This window comes from Blastopirellula sp. SH421 (assembly GCF_057808535.1).
This window is the reverse complement of the sequence record NZ_CM173712.1, coordinates 6,158,699-6,173,991: the sequence shown is the minus strand read 5'-3', so window position 1 is coordinate 6,173,991 and position 15,293 is coordinate 6,158,699. Positions and strand designations below refer to the sequence as shown.

Sequence of the window (15,293 nt, the reverse complement as noted above, 5' to 3'; positions counted from 1 at the left end):
AGATACAAAACGCGGTCGTCCTGTTGGGACGGCCGCGTTTTTTTAATGCGCCGGTGTTGCTATTTCTTCTGCTGAGGGAAGTGAGGATCAACGGTTGCCCAATACGTAAGTCGCTGCCCTTTGGAAATTAGAGTGCCTGGCTCTTGCTCGCGAGGCCATTCCTCAAGGAGTTCGATCAGTTCATCGTAGTGGTTGACAATGTCGTCGATGCTACCGATCTGGATGGGGGTCAGTGTCTCAAATGCGCCGCCGCGCCCCAAGCAAAGTAGGCTGGGAATACTGCTAGGCGGAGTAAAGTTGTAGCGGAACTGCCATGGTCCGATTTGGTGGATGTTCATTCGGTCTAGCAAGTCGGACGATTGGCAAGTTTGAAATTCACTGCTGGGCTTGAGTCGGACGAAAGTCTCAGGCCGTCCAGCAAGCGAAAACTGAATTTCATCTACATAAAATGCACCACGAAAATGATGTCCTAGGACAGAGACATTATCGATCGATCGCATCTTCCCCAGGTTGTACAAGTACCGATCACGTTCTTGAAAGTATTCGTTTCGGCTGGCGCCATAAAAGGCGGCTCCGCCCGCGATTATCAGCGTTATGTACAAAATCGCAGCCAGCGGAAACTGCAGTCCCACTAGCGGTGGAGAGTTGTGATAGTAACGACAAAGCACCAGCGTAACGCCGCCCAAAATGCCGGGAACGAAGAACAGCAAGAAGAGTATCGGCTCAACCTGATCGCTTCTCTGCACAAACAAGTAAGTCAGCACGAGGCCCCAGTAAGTACCCGCCGCAAAACACAGCCACCCCAAAATGCGAGCCGCTAACAGGCGTCGTGTCAGCGCCAACAAATTGCCCAGCAACCCAGCCGGCACGCCGATCGCCAGCGACAGCAGCACCACCGGCATATACTGGATGTCGGGAAACAATCTAGCGAGTTGCATGAGGAGCATCCTGCTTGTGGATCGAAATCGTCACTAGCGCTGCGGAGAATAGTCTGGGTCCTTCTCTACCCAATACTCAACGGTTCGATCCTCCAGTTCCAATCGTCCCGGCTTCGCTTTGCGCGGCCATTTCTCGAAGAGCTTCACCAACTCATCGTATTGCGTGACCACATCTTCGACAGACTCGATTTTTATCGGAACGAAATTGGGCATGTTCAGCTCTTCACCAAAATAGAGACAAGAGTGCCCAGAGCCGCTTCCCAAGACAGTCGGGGTGCGGAAAGTGGTTACGCAGTGCAGCCGCAGTTTTCCAATTTGGCAAAGGCCGATGAATGTCAGCTTGTCGCTTGCTTCGCAGCGAGCGAATTGATTGCCGTTTTGCAGGCTGACAAGCGTCTCTGGGCGATCGGCCAGAGAAAAACGGATTTCTTTCACCTCGACACGGTCGAGCTCTTCCTCCAGGACCGTGACTTGCGTAATTCCCCGCATCGACCGAAAGGTCGACAGGATTACGCCGCGATCCGCAGAATGCTCTTGTCCGATGGCTTGGCTGCCGACGACCAATAGTAAAAGCGGTAGTATCCACCGCAGGCATGGAAATCCAGGAAACCTCAGAGACTCTAACATCGATCGTGACTTCATTATTCGTTTGTCTCGCGGGTTATCATTGCCGGTTTCTACGGAGAATAGTCTGGGTCCTTCTCTACCCAGTACTCAATCGTCGTTCCATCTGCGTTCGTATGTTTGCCCGGGTTATCTCGCGGCGGCCACTTCTCCAGAATCGCGACCAGATCATCGTAGTGCGAGATAACGTCGTCGATACTGTTAAGTTTCAGCGGAATCAATTCTCGCAGCGGTGCATTGGAGTCTTTGACGTGCAGGCCGATTACCTCCACAGGGAATGTGCCGTAGCCCCCGATGTTGTTGGACCAATGCCCCTCTACCGTTGCAACGGGAGTTCGGTCGCCGATCCGCTGGATCACCAACGGATACGGAGCATGTCCCCATGATTCGTCCTTGTAGTCATGATAATACTCATCACGCAGCTCTAATCGAATTCGCGTATCCGGACGACCAGCGATCGAGAACTCGACGGCATCCACATTAAAAGTGTCCACACGATCGGTTCCGAGAACGACAACGTTGTCAATCGCTCGATTTTGCTGAAAGTGAGCCAACCAGAGATCTCGATTAAAGAAGTGAATACTCTCTGAAAACTTCATGCAACCGGCGATGCAGGCGACGACGAGCGTCACGTAGAGAATTGCCGGAACTGAAGTTTGAAACCACCGCTTCAAGGGCGGTCGATCCTTGTAATAGTACGCGATCGCCAGCGCCGCTCCGCCAAGGGCTGTTGGGGTCAACGCGACAGCAATGAGGCCTATCCCTTTGATGAAAAAGAGCCGATAGCCCAGCCCCAGTGCGGTAATAATACCTGCGAGCACGCAGAGGATGCCGATAACTTGCGCCGTTTTGGTGTGGCGCAGCAATGCCGCCAAAATTGTCAGCAGTCCGACCAGAATACTAGCGAACAGATAAGAACTCAAGCGTTCCAGGAGATCCATTCTGGGCATCATGCGGGAGAATTCGCCTTCAGGATTGTCGCCAAAAATCAGTCGCGGAAAGTGCCCATGGGTTTGTAGTATACTGCCAAGAGCTTCCATTTCTCAAATTCAAAATAGCTGTCAGAAATCGCACATGTCCAAAGTCGTCGCCGTCGTCTCCGGAGGTATGGACTCCGCCACGCTCCTCTATCACCTGCTCGACGCCGGGCACGACGTCCGGGCCATCTCGATCAACTATGGTCAGCGGCATGTGAAGGAGCTCGAATACGCGCGCCGGCTTTGCGAGCAGGTCAACGTGCCGCAGATCGTCGCCGATCTCTCGGAGATCAATCCGCTGTTTGGCGCCAACAGTTTAAGCGGCCGCGAGATTGAGATTCCGGATGGGCATTACGCCGAAGAGAACATGAAGCTGACGGTTGTCCCCAATCGCAACATGATCCTGCTATCGGTTTCGATCGCCTGGGCGATTAGCCAAGAGTGTATCGCCGTCGCCTATGGCGCCCACAGCGGCGACCATGCGATCTATCCCGACTGCCGGCCCGAGTTTGCCGCGGCGATGGACGAAGCGGCCAAGCTGTGCGACTGGAGCGCCGTCGAGCTCTGGCGCCCCTTTGTCGACATCGACAAAGGAGACATCGCAAAGCGCGGCGCCCAACTCGGCGTCCCGTACCAGCTGACCTGGACCTGCTACAAAGGTCTCGAAGAACACTGTGGCAAGTGCGGCGCCTGCGTCGAGCGCAAAGAAGCGTTCGCCAAGCACGGGTTATTGGACCCGACCAGCTATATGGCGTAGTCAATGTCGCGCGTCAGGCGTTAGCTGATTACGTTCTGCCCTCCGTTTTCATGCTGCTGGATGGTGATCGGCCAGCCGGGGTATTGGTTCGACTCTTTCCCGTCGGTGGCGTCGATCAGAAATTTGAACGCTTCGAGTTTGTAGGTCTTCGCGGCGGTATCGATGGTGACTAGTCCAAAACCGCTTCCCTTTTGGTGCGCCAGTTCGTAGCGGTTTCGTTTTTTGCCCACTTCTGGATTGCCGACGGCGTAGACGTACGCTTTGTTGCCAAAGCCGTCGATGTACTCGCCGGTGTTGGGCAGGCCATGCTTGGGGCGGTTTTGGTGCGGCATCCCGAGTTCATCAGGGCGCCACCAACGGGGATAGCCGACGGCGATCGCCGGTGTGCAAAACGACCAGCAGCTGTCACGTTGTTTTTCGACGCCGTATTGCACAAGGGTTGTCAGGTGCTGATCGCCATTGATGTGAAGCGGCATCGCTTTGCGAAGAAGGTCGACCGTCCGATTGCGGGCCGTTTGCGGCCAACTGCCGCAGTCGAGATCGGCTTTCAAGTAGCCGTCGTAGCTGCCGTGATGCGTAGCGACGCCGGCGAATACCGTTTGGCTGAGCAGGACCTTCAATCCGTGCCCGCGCCAGTCTTCGGCCCACTGCTTCAAGAACTCTTCTTGTCGCTCCCCCAACAAGATGAGCCCTGGCTTATCAAGCACCGACGTATCGAAATCAGGATCCGGTACATGGTCCGGGCGGCCGCTGCCGGTATCGACATGCTCGGGTCCGCTCTTCCACTGACGATCTGCGACCACGGCGAAGCTGACGCCGCCATAGACGACGTCGCCATAATAAACGCTGATATCCTGCAAGCAGGGAGTCCGATCGTAGGGGTCGGGGTGATGCGCAACATTGGTCTTGTGGACGACGTTGACCATTCGCGCCGGTTGAAGATAGCCGCCGGATGTCGAGGTATCCCCTTTGATCATTGGCTTTCCGGCCTCGCCCCACAGATTGCCGTGGAAAACGTCGTGGTCATCCGGCAAGCAAAGGGTGGGACGATCACGCATCGCTTCGCGGAACGCCCAGCCATGTTGATAATATTTGCGCAGGTAGTTGAGGATCGCCGGTCCGGCTGGATCACGAATGATTCCATAGCCGCCGTGATTCTCGTACAGCTGGTCGCCCGAGAAGTAGAGCATGTCGGGATCGAGCGCCAGCAGGTTGTTGCAGACCGGCTCGTAAGGAAACGCGTAATCGTTTTGGCAGGTCAGTGCGCCAACGCGCAGCGGACGACCCACGGGATTAGCTTTGACCGTGCCGGTCCAATCGGATTCGCAGACGCCGCCATCGCGGAGAGACTCGCGATAAACCAGCTTGAACGGCGTCGCTGCCTTTGCGTCCCAGTTGGGAATCCGGAAGGTTGCGACCCAAGCATCTTCGTCCAGATCCGCCGTGCCGAGCGAAGTCCATTGCCCTGCTTTTTGCGCGAGCAACTCGACCGTCTTGTTGTCCTTTTCGCCCAGCGGACCGGTCAAGGCGCTCAGCTTAAGGACAAAGCCTTCGTCGCTGCGTGAATCACTGAGCGAGTACATCGACCAGAGGAGCGGGCCAAACTTGTTTTCCGCCGTTTCGGTGAACGCATCGCCGCTGACATCCCAATTCCAAAAGCGATATCGAGCACCCCGCCGGTTGGCCATCGCTTTGTTGAAGTTGTTGACCAGCGCGACATTGCCAAGGATGGCGTTAGCGGAAACGGTTTCGGTAAGCGTTGCGAGCGGCTTGTCGGAATCAGCCGTCGCGGCGGTGAGGGTCAGTTGGTACCCTTTCTCGCCGGGCTTGCCGGACAGGATCAATTGGATCTCTTGGTTGGCCAGCTGTTCGCCGAGCGGTTTTTTGGCGTTTCCCAGGATCAGCTGGTCAGCGGAGATGCCTGCATCGATTCCGTTTTTGGCGAAGCAGTTGCTGCGATGTTCGTTGATGTCGCTGCGGACGCCGATACGGAAGCCGGTGCCGCCGTCGGCATTGTTGACTTCGACCTGACGCAGCATGACCGATATTTGGAACGCCGCTTGGGCATTGGTCAGTTGGTGGGTCAGCAAATGGACGTTGCGATCACCGCCGGTCGTTTGGCATTCGGCGGCGCCGTCGACGATGCGCCAGTCCTCCATCGGGTTGGCCCAATACTCTGCTCCCAACCAGACGCGGTCATGGCGATTTTCGAGCCGACTGACCGGCGCCGCTGCGTCCGCAGCGGATGGATCGGCAGCGTGGACGTCCGATTTTTGCAGGCTGATCAAAGCAGCGCTTGCCGTAATTGCTTTGATCGCTACGCGTCGAGTGGTTTTCGCCATAGTTCGCTAGACTCCTAGCCGTTGCCTGATCGGGAAGAAAGAAGATTGCTTTTTGGGGGGGGAGAAAAGCTGCCGGGGTGAAAATTGCGACAGCGTCAGCCCTTTCAAACTACCTTAGTTTGAATCCGCGCATAAAAAAACCCTCGTCGCAAGCTGCGATGAGGGCTTTGTGAGTCTTGGATGCAATCGTAATCGATTACATGTTGCCTAGCTTGGCGACCAAGTCGGCGGTGCGGGCCGAGTAGCCAGCTTCGTTGTCGTACCACGAGACGACCTTGACCAGCGAACCGTCGATCACGTCGGTTTGCGGAGCGGCGAAGATCGAGCTGTGCGGGTCACCGATGATGTCCGACGAAACGATCGGGTCTTCGGTGTAGCACAGAATGCCCTTCATCGGGCCATCGGCGGCCGCTTTCATCGCGGCGTTGATTTCTTCCTTGGTGACCGACTTGTCCAGGTTCGCGACCAGGTCGACGACGCTACCGGTCGGAACCGGAACACGCATCGAGATACCGGTCAGCTTGCCCTTGAGGGCCGGAATCACCAGACCGACCGCTTTGGCGGCGCCGGTCGAGGTCGGGATGATGTTGAGGGCTGCGGCGCGAGCACGATAAGGATCGGCGTGCGGCAGGTCCAGCACTTGCTGATCGTTGGTGTAGGCGTGAATCGTGGTCATCAAACCATTCTTCAGGCCGAACGAATCGTTCAGGATTTTGGCGATCGGAGCCAAGCAGTTGGTCGTGCAGCTCGCGTTCGACACGGTCTTCATGTCGGCGGTCAGTTCGTGATCGTTCACGCCCAGCACGCAGGTCAAGTCCGGAGCGTCCTTGGCCGGAGCGCTCAGCACAACCTTCTTGGCGCCAGCGTCCAAGTGCGAGTCATAGCCAGCTTTGGTGTCGGTCTTGCGGCCGGTGAAGACGCCGGTGCTTTCGACAACAACATCGACGCCCATGTCGCCCCACGGCAGCGCGGCCGGATTGCGTTCTTCGAAGACGCGAATCTTTACGCCGTTGACGGTCAAGCCTTCGGCATCGTATTCGACGGTGCCGGGGAAGCGGCGGTGCGTGCTGTCATATTTCAGCAAGTTCGCCAGCATTTTGTTGTCGGTCAGGTCGTTGATCGCGACCACTTCAAATTCTTCGCCGCGTGCGATGAGATTACGAAAGGTCAAACGACCAATGCGGCCAAAACCATTGATTGCAACTCGAACTGCCACTGTCATTTCTCCTTTGAACTTGCGCCGCGGTCTGGGGTGTAATGACCACGTGCGACGCGAACTCGTCTAGTGATGTATCGACTCAAGCGGACATTCAATCGCCGCTTGCAAAAGCTTGGTTGTGCGAAAACGGTGGCAGCGGGTCCGTCGCTACTTTTGATCCGTCGCTGGTTCCGTCGATCGTGGACGAAACCGGGTGCAGAAGAAGGTAATTATACTGCCCTTAAAACAGCATCACAACGGGCGTAAGGAGCGGCCGTAGCAATAGGCCGAAAGACGGATTATTGACGATTGCGGATAACTATCAGCTGGCAAGCGGCAGTTATCGGCGTAGAATTTCACGCACAAAGCAAATTTGATGCGTTCAGTGACCCTCTAAAACCTGCTTCACGAAGAAAAATTCATTTTTAATCCGCGGCGCTCTAGGCAGATGCCCTGCCCTGAAACCGTAGCTCGCAAAAAAATGTAGTTTTATTCACCGTTGTTGATCGCGGCGGTTGCTAGACTTCCCGTGTCGTCACCGGTAGGGTTAGACTCATGAATTGCCCATAAAAGGATGTAGCGTCTAACATTCTACGAATCCCATCAGGACCATTTTTCATGACCACCAGCAACAATCGCAATCTTGATCGTCGTGATTTCAATCGCCTGTCCGCCGCCGCGCTAGGCGGAATGCTGGGAGGGGTCGCGCTTGGCTGTGGTCCGACCAAGACCGACGTCGCCGCAGGCGGAGATGAAGCCGATGGAGCAACGACCCCAGGAGAATGGCATCTGTGCCGCGGTTTGAATGAGTGCAAGGGAAAAGGCAAAGGGGGCGATAACGACTGTGCCGGCGCCGGAGCCTGTGCGACTTTGGAACCGCATAAGTGCGGTGGCCGCAATGAGTGCAAGGGCCAAGGGGGTTGCCACAACCAAGTTGGCACGAACGAGTGCAAGGGCAAAGGGGGCTGTGCGATTCCGTTGATGGAAGGCGCTTGGGATGGAGCACGCGAAAAATTTGAGGCCCGCATGAAAGAAGCTGGCAAGGAAGTGATGCCGGCGCCAGAAGCGAAACCGGCGGAATAGTTCATCACTTGTGGTGAGTTGATATTATCCGGCGCCGCACTTGGCTGCGCCGGCTTTCGTTTACGATGAGAACGCGATGACCGCAGCGCGGCTCGGCCTGCAAAATCTGGGACTCGGCGTCGGTTTACGCGCGACCCACTTTGGCCACATTTTGCAAAATTGGCCGGCGGTCGATTGGTTTGAGATCATTTCAGAGAACTATATCGACACGCAGGGGCGCCCTCGTTATGTGCTGGACCAAATCGCCGAGCGCTACCCAATCGTTATGCACGGCGTCTCACTGTCGATCGGCAGTACTGACCCACTGGATTTTGATTATCTCGCCAAGTTGAAGCGGCTAGCGAGCGAGACCGGCGCACGGTGGATTTCGGATCATCTCTGTTGGACCGGCGTCGCGGGTCGCAACTCGCACGATCTGTTGCCGATCCCCTACAACGAAGAGTCTCTAGCACATGTCGTTGCGCGAATCAAAACAGTGCAGGAGTTCCTGGAGCGTCCGCTGGTGCTGGAAGATCCAAGTTCTTACGTCACCTTCGCCGCATCGACCATGACCGAATGGGAGTTTCTGTCGGTCATGTCCAATGAAGCTGACTGCGGCTTGCTGCTAGATGTGAATAACGTCTACGTCTCCGGCGTCAACCATGACTTTGATCCGGCCGCATATATCCGTGGAGTTCCTCACGAGCGGATCGTGCAGTTTCATCTGGCTGGCCATACCAACATGGGCGACTACTGCATTGATACGCATGACGCCGCAGTCATCGATCCCGTTTGGAGTCTCTACCGCTTGGCCTATGAACTGACCGGCGGCGCGTCGACTTTGTTGGAGTGGGACGCCAATATTCCTCCCTTTGATGTGCTGCATGCCGAAGTACTCAAGGCGCGGGGGCACATTACCCAACAACTGGGCGAACTGCCGGGGCCGACTAATCCGCAAATCGTCGACACTCCTTCTCCGCATCCGCTGCACTTTGTGACGCCGGAGATCGAATGAGCGAGCCGCATCCATTAACTACACTTCAGCGCTGGATGCAAAGCGTGATCACTCATCCCCGCGGAGTCTCTGCCGGAATCGCTGACCCCGCCGCGCGGCAGCACATTGATGTGGCGAGTGAGCAAGTCGAACAAGTGATCGGCCGCAGCCAAAAGCGAACGAGCATCCAGCGTCTGCAAGTGTATGGGAACGCCTATTTCGCACGCCTGGTTGAATGCATGCGCGAGCAATTTCCGGCGCTAAGCGAAACGTTGGGTCAGGAACTGTTTGACGGCTTCGCGCTCGACTATTTGGACAAACGCCCTTCGACCAGCTACACCCTCTCGCGTCTGGCCGATCAGTTTGTTGCTCACTTGGAAGCGACTCGGCCTGCGGCTGCGAGCGAAGCGCTAGGCTGGGCCGACTTTCTAATTGATTTGGCGGCGTTCGAGTGGAGCCTCGCTCAAACGTTTGATGGTCCAGGCGCCGAACAATTGGGCGTCATATCGCCCGACGATCTAGCGCAAGTCTCGCCGGAAACTTGGCCGCAGACCCAGCTGATCGCAGCGCCTTGTCTTTCGTTGCACGCCTATCGTTTTCCGGTCAGTGATTACTTTAGCGACTTTCGGGCAGGGCGACCTTTGTCGCTGCCGGATGCTGCTGCGACTTGGTTGGCGCTTTCGCGACGTGATTACATTGTGCGGAGGATTCCCCTCGAAGAGAGCGAGTTCAAGCTGCTGCAATCGCTGATCGCCGGCAAAAGCGTCAGCGCGGCGATTGAAACGGCTGTCAATGAAACGGCGGATTTTGATGCGTTTGCCCGCAAGCTGCCCCACTGGTTTCGACGCTTCGCGAGTGAAGGGTTTTTTGTGGAACTGGTTACGCCGTAGCTTACAGGAGTGCTTTTTTCTGCCAATTGGACACTTATTGATGGGCGGCACATTCAAGTTTGCCGGCTGATGTTTCGATTGCGACCCGGTTACGCAGCACAGACTGACGGGCTAAAATAGGGGATTCTGCATTTGCCCCAACCGTGTATTTAGCGCATAGAGGAGCCGCGATGAAAGTCGCTTCCATCGAGACCGACAAAGGTACGATCAAAGTTCAGTTGCACGACGACAAGGCGCCGAAGACGGTCGCCAACTTCGAGAAGCTCGCCCAAGACGGCTTCTATGATGGGCTAAAGTTCCATCGTGTGATCAACGACTTCATGGTCCAGACGGGTTGCCCCAACGGCACTGGCACCGGCGGTCCCGGCTACAAATTTGAAGATGAATTTCATCCGGACTTGAAGCATGACGGTCCCGGCGTATTGTCGATGGCCAATTCAGGCCCCAACACCAACGGCTCGCAATTCTTCATCACCCACACGCAGACCGATTGGCTGGATGGCAAGCATGCTGTCTTTGGCAAAGTGGTCGAAGGCCAGGATGTGGTCGATGCGATCAAGCAGGGTGACAAGATGATCAAAGTCACCGTCGAAGAAGCCAAGTAAGGCTTGCGGTGATCCTTGGTGTCGCAGTGATCGTTGGAGTCATTGTAGACAGAGCTCTTGCGACATGCTCGCCGCAAGAGCTACGGCGCTCGACCTGCTAACGATACGGCTTCCACTCTGGAGCGGTCGCCGTGCGTGCGGTCGGAGTCGCAGATTCCTGGGGGGCACCAGCCGGAGAGAGATCGACGGCCGACGGAACATTGATCCGGGGAGCATGCGACATGCGGGGCTGCAAATCTTGCATCGCAGGCGTCCAGCGAGATGAGACGCTCGCCGGCAATTGGACACGAATCTCTTTCTTCTGTTCTAACTTGCGTCCGTCTGGCGTTTCGTAGCGGACGTACAGGACCAGCGTCTCATGTTCGGGATAACCGGCGGTCCAGGGCAACTGCAGGTGAATCCCTTTTCCGAGCAGCGAGCGTTTCATCTTGGCTTGCGCATCCACGGAGTCAAAATCCCACCGGGCAACGTAGGCGTTTTTGCCTTCGAGGGCGGGATCCAGTAAGACCACCGAGAGTTGGCCAGTCTCGTCTACGTATTGTCCGTCGCGATTGCGGGGTTCGATGACAACCATCACGCCTTCATCGCCTGGTTTCTTATCAAAGTCATATCCACCGCTTAAACGGGGGTTGATATGAATCGCTGTGACATGACGATCAACGACCTCCGCCTCCTCGGCGTCGAGGGCAATCCCCAGGTCGATTGTGGGTGCTTGGAGTGCTGGCGAGCGAGAGACGGGGCGCAATGAGGTTGCAGTCAGCAACTCGGGCGTCTCGGGCAAGTCATTTTGCGAGCGAAAGTCATCCTGCAAGTCGGGCAGTCCAAGTCGCTTTCGCAGCGTTTCGTTTTCGCGGCGGATTGAATTGATCTGGGATTCTTTATCCTCGACAACATCCTGCAAAGTGTAGACCTTGTCCTCTAGGTAGCGCAGATCGCGCTCTAGGAGTTCAATGTTCGGATCGCTGCGACAGCCGGAAAGCGCCAGCACGCAAATCAATCCGACGAGCGGAGTTGTCAGACGATATCGAGTCACAAGTTTGCTTGTTCGTGGAAAGCACAAAATGCCGGCGCCATGCCGGCGACCTCAGGTAAATAAAGCAATCGGCGAAGTCTGTCAAACCCAACCCCGGCAACCGCTAAAGAAATCTTTAGCGAAAGCAGAAGGAGAACCAAATATTTGTTTTATTGCTAGCAGTTGCGCTTGGTCTGGCGTCTTAGGGGGGATTGCGGTAGAAGTTTCAGCGCCTAGATCTCATTTTATCGATTGCTTTATATCGCAGGACGCAAGTCATGGCGCTCAAACGGAAATCACGCGACACTGGCCATGAAGATGGTCACGACGACGATATCAAGTCTGATCGTCCGAAGAAGCCTCGCCGTAAAGGCGCCCGCAATTCGAGCGGCGGCAGCTGGCGTTGGTTGCTGTTGGTAGTTGTGCCGGTCGGACTCTACTTGCTGCCGAGCATCATCGCGATGACTCCACTGTTGGGAATCGTCGTCTCCAGCGCAACCAGCGGGATCAACGGCAAGGCGAGTGTCGGCAGCGCTTCACTTGGCTGGATCTCTCCGACCGTCGTCCGCGAAGTCACGCTGTCCGATGCCGAGGGGAACGTTGTCGCTACCGTCGAAGAACTCAAGATTAGTAAATCGCTACTTAGCTTGATCTGGAGTCGAAACGATCTAGGCACGATCGAAATTATGCGACCCAGCGCCGATATCGTTGTCGCCCCGGGTACCAGTAACCTGGAAGCGGTTCTCTTTCCACCAGTGGAGCAGGTTGCTACCGAGGTTGTTGCTGAGTCAACGCCAACGAAGACTCTCCAGTTCGATCTGACGGTTCGAGAAGGGACGATTCGAATTACCGAAACGACCTCTAGCGACAAATGGTCGTTGGAAGATTGCGCTGTCGCTTTTGCGACCACGAAGACCGCCGAAGGAAGCGTCGCCCAAACATTAACGCTGCAAACCTCGGTGAAGCAAGCCGAGCAAACTGGCCGGCTACAAGCCCAAGGAACAATGGCTAGCGGCGAAGCGACAGTCGATGTGATTGCTGAGAGCGTGCCGCTCGGTTTGGTCCAGGCGATTGCGACCCGGCTAGAAACGGAGTTGCGCACCCATGGTCAGCTGGATGGAAAGCTGCGGCTAACGCAATCGACCACAGGAAATTCGGTCTCTGGCGATATGCAAGCGAACATCAGCGGCATCCTGTGGCCCGCGGTTTTGGGACCTGAACCGGCCAGCGGCGGACAGATCGCGTTTCGCGGCAAGATGCTGCACGGCGCGGGACGGCTCAGTGCTGAGCAGGTCGCGGTGATGACCGATTTTGGCGCAAATTTTGTTGCGGACGGAGATGTGCCGATTTCGCAACTGACCAACTTTACCGCGACGCCGATTGCAGCCAGCGATCAAGCTTGGCGCGTAGGAGGCACAATCGACTTAGAAAAACTTGCGGCCCGCTTTCCTCATTTGATGCGTTTGCGCAATGACGCCGTAATTCAATCAGGGCAAGCGGTCTTCAAGCTGTCTCACGATCCGCAGCAACCAGGTTTGATCAGCGCGACCGGCAATGTCACGGATGTTGGCGCTGTGGTGTCAGGTCAACAGGTGACGTGGCGCGATCCGCTCGCGGTGAACCTAACGCTGGTGCAAGGGCCTGCCGGATTACAGTTGCAACATGCCGAAGCGAGTTCCAGTTTTTTGGTTGCAGATGGAACGGGGGATGCGACGGGAGCTCAAATTCATGCGACCGTCGATTTGGCCAAGCTGTCGGCCGAACTGGCGCAGTTCGTAGAGTTGGGAGTCGATCTTTCCGGAGTCGCCGATGGCTTGTTGCAAATCAATCGACAAAGCGCCAACAGCGCCAGCCTCGCTGGTACGTTCCGTGGCGCCAACATGCGGGCTACCCGCGATGGCGTTGACATTTGGAACGACGCCGCCGCCGAAATTAAATTCAATTCTACGATTCGCGATAATGCGGTGATCGAAGCTGGTTCGTTAAGTTGGATCGTCGGCAATGATTTGTTAGTACTAGAGTTGGCGGCCCCACTGGCGATCGGCGGTATCGAGCCCAAGCAGTTAAAGCTGCAACTCAATGGATCGTTGGCCCATTGGCAAGGTCGACTCGCGGGGCTCATCAATCTCGGCAGCATCCGAATCGACGGGGCCACCGCCGCTACCGCGAACGTATCGCTGACCGCCCAGCAAATCGCTGTCTCGAACATTCGCGCCTCACTCAGCAATTTGGCGATCAGTTCGCCGACGCTCAATCTCTTTGAGCCGAATCTCGAACTCGATGGTAATCTGGCGTATGGCTTCGAAGATGGTCGGATCCTTGCTCCCGATTTCACAATGGTTGGCACGACAATTTCAGCTCGTGGCAAGCAGGTGGATTACTTGCCGGCGACTAGTATGCGCAAAGGCGCCGCTGTCGGTAGCATCGCATATCGATTGGATCTGAATCGGACGATGCAATGGAAACGCTGGGCTGCTCCGCCTGCGTTTCGACCTGCCGGCGAATTGGCCGGTAGTTTGAACTTTACGCAAGAGACCGGCGGAGCGACTGCCAGGATTGTCGGCGAGATCAAAGATTTTCAATTGGGCGCTCTGTCGCGCACCACCGCGCCGCAACTGCAGCAAGTAAGCACGCGGACTGATGTCGCCGGCGGATCGCAATACGATGTCATTTGGCGCGAGCCCAGCGTAGGGTTCGAGCTAAACTGTGCAATAGATGCGTCCGATACGGCGACCATCGAAACGATGGAGCTATCAACTGCTGCGGTTCAGGTCACAGCGGCCGGAGTGATTCAGCAGTGGTCGACCGCGCCAGTCGCTAATTTGCAAGGCAACACCGTCTACGACTGGGACCTACTTGCGCCAGTGATTGCGTCCTTTGCGGGGCAAGAGGTCAAGTTGACCGGCAAGCAGAAGTCGCCGTTCCAGCTTGCCGGTCCATTGAACGCCCCCGATTCGCAGTCGATTGCTCCCTTTGCTTGGCTCTCGCCGCTGCTGGCCGCATCTGGTTCGGTGGGCTGGCAAGAAGCAATGATGTACGGAGTGCCGATCGGCTCCGCCAATGTTCAGGCAAAGTTGAGCCAGGGGATCGTCACCGTCGATCCATTGCGATTTGATATCAGCGGCGGAAAGCTGAACGCAGAACCCCGCGTGGCGCTGCTCTCAAATCCGCCGCTGTTGCAATTGCCGCAAAGCCGGCTCGTCGACAACTTGGCGATCACGCCGCAGATGTGCCAAGGCTGGATGAAATACGCCGCGCCGCTGCTGGCCGATTCGACGCGTGCCGAAGGTCGATTCTCGCTCGACGTGCAGCAAGCAGATTTTCCCCTCTTCAATCCCATCAGCGGAGAAGCCGCAGGCACATTGACCATTCATGGCGCCGAAGTCCGGCCTGGCCCGCTCGCGTATCAATACGTTGTGATCGCTAGGCAGATTCAAGCGATCGCCAAAAAACAACTCCCTGGCGCGATCGATCCCAACGAGACGGTGTTGATGCGAATGCCTGAACAGCAAGTGCCGATCCAAATGACCGGCGGTCGCGTCTATCACCAAAATCTGACGATGCAGGTCGACAATGTCCAGATCGTAACTCAAGGATCAGTTGGCATTGATCACTCGATTCAGATGATCGCCAGGATCCCGGTGCAAGAAGCCTGGATTCAAAGCAATCCCACGCTGGCCGGCTTACGCGGTAAAACCCTAGAAGTGCCGATCAGCGGTACGCTGGAAAGTCCGAAGCTGGATGCTCGCGCAATCGAAAGCATCGCCGGTCAGGCGATCGGCGGCGCCGCGCAAGGGCTGATCGAAAAGGGCCTTGAGAGAGGGCTGAACGAGTTATTCAATCGATAGGGGATCTTGCGCTGGGGAGATCCCAGCGCAAGAATTGCCGTTATGC

General features: G+C 56.3%; 12 protein-coding genes. 6 read left to right on the top strand and 6 right to left on the bottom strand.

Annotated elements, in window-relative coordinates; translation table 11 throughout:
* Positions 1–59: 59 nt before the first annotated feature.
* The 3 genes from SH421x_RS25075 to SH421x_RS25065 are packed head-to-tail and all read right to left on the bottom strand — an operon-like array spanning position 60 to position 2,515.
* The gene (locus SH421x_RS25075; protein WP_488852761.1) at positions 60–938 is read right to left on the bottom strand and encodes a hypothetical protein; all 879 of its coding nucleotides are present in this window, start codon (positions 936–938) and stop codon (positions 60–62) included.
* A 33-nt stretch (positions 939–971) separates the two neighbouring features.
* A complete protein-coding gene (locus tag SH421x_RS25070; protein ID WP_488852760.1) occupies positions 972–1,580 on the bottom strand; it encodes a hypothetical protein in 609 nt (202 codons plus the stop codon).
* Positions 1,581–1,615: 35 nt separating this feature from the next.
* Complete coding sequence (locus SH421x_RS25065) at positions 1,616–2,515, bottom strand: hypothetical protein (protein WP_488852759.1); 900 nt, start codon at positions 2,513–2,515, stop codon at positions 1,616–1,618.
* Here SH421x_RS25065 and queC point away from each other — a divergent pair.
* The gene (queC, locus tag SH421x_RS25060) at positions 2,514–3,296 is read left to right on the top strand and encodes a 7-cyano-7-deazaguanine synthase QueC (protein WP_488852758.1); all 783 of its coding nucleotides are present in this window, start codon (positions 2,514–2,516) and stop codon (positions 3,294–3,296) included. The genes SH421x_RS25065 and queC overlap by 2 nt on opposite strands.
* Positions 3,297–3,316: 20 nt before the next feature.
* On the opposite strand, the gene SH421x_RS25055 is transcribed toward queC, so the two are convergent.
* Both SH421x_RS25055 and gap read right to left on the bottom strand, forming a co-directional pair.
* Positions 3,317–5,638, bottom strand: coding sequence for an alkaline phosphatase D family protein (locus tag SH421x_RS25055; protein WP_488852757.1), 2,322 nt, complete (start codon positions 5,636–5,638; stop codon positions 3,317–3,319).
* Positions 5,639–5,834: 196 nt separating this feature from the next.
* Positions 5,835–6,854 carry a type I glyceraldehyde-3-phosphate dehydrogenase gene (gene gap, locus SH421x_RS25050; RefSeq protein ID WP_488852756.1) on the bottom strand — a complete coding sequence of 340 codons (1,020 nt, stop codon included), beginning with the start codon at positions 6,852–6,854 and terminating at the stop codon, positions 5,835–5,837.
* 600 nt (positions 6,855–7,454) lie between these two features.
* On the opposite strand from gap, the gene SH421x_RS25045 reads away from it, so the two are divergent.
* From SH421x_RS25045 to SH421x_RS25030, 4 genes are all read left to right on the top strand, one after another.
* Positions 7,455–7,919: a hypothetical protein gene (locus SH421x_RS25045; RefSeq protein WP_488852755.1), complete on the top strand. Its 465-nt coding sequence runs from the start codon at positions 7,455–7,457 to the stop codon at positions 7,917–7,919.
* 76 nt (positions 7,920–7,995) lie between these two features.
* Entirely contained in the window at positions 7,996–8,913 is a 918-nt protein-coding gene (bufB, locus tag SH421x_RS25040; protein WP_488852754.1) for an MNIO family bufferin maturase, read from the top strand.
* On the top strand, positions 8,910–9,782 hold the full coding sequence (locus tag SH421x_RS25035) for an HvfC/BufC family peptide modification chaperone (RefSeq protein WP_488852753.1): 873 nt from the start codon (positions 8,910–8,912) through the stop codon (positions 9,780–9,782). The genes bufB and SH421x_RS25035 overlap by 4 nt, the downstream gene beginning before the upstream one ends.
* Before the next feature lie 170 nt (positions 9,783–9,952).
* A complete protein-coding gene (locus SH421x_RS25030) occupies positions 9,953–10,387 on the top strand; it encodes a peptidylprolyl isomerase (RefSeq protein WP_488852752.1) in 435 nt (144 codons plus the stop codon).
* 97 nt (positions 10,388–10,484) lie between these two features.
* Here SH421x_RS25030 and SH421x_RS25025 read toward each other — a convergent pair whose 3' ends face one another.
* Positions 10,485–11,420: a hypothetical protein gene (locus SH421x_RS25025; protein WP_488852751.1), complete on the bottom strand. Its 936-nt coding sequence runs from the start codon at positions 11,418–11,420 to the stop codon at positions 10,485–10,487.
* Between the two features lie 257 nt (positions 11,421–11,677).
* Between SH421x_RS25025 and SH421x_RS25020 the strand changes: the two genes are divergently transcribed.
* Positions 11,678–15,247 carry a hypothetical protein gene (locus SH421x_RS25020; protein ID WP_488852750.1) on the top strand — a complete coding sequence of 1,190 codons (3,570 nt, stop codon included), beginning with the start codon at positions 11,678–11,680 and terminating at the stop codon, positions 15,245–15,247.
* Positions 15,248–15,293 lie beyond the last annotated feature (46 nt).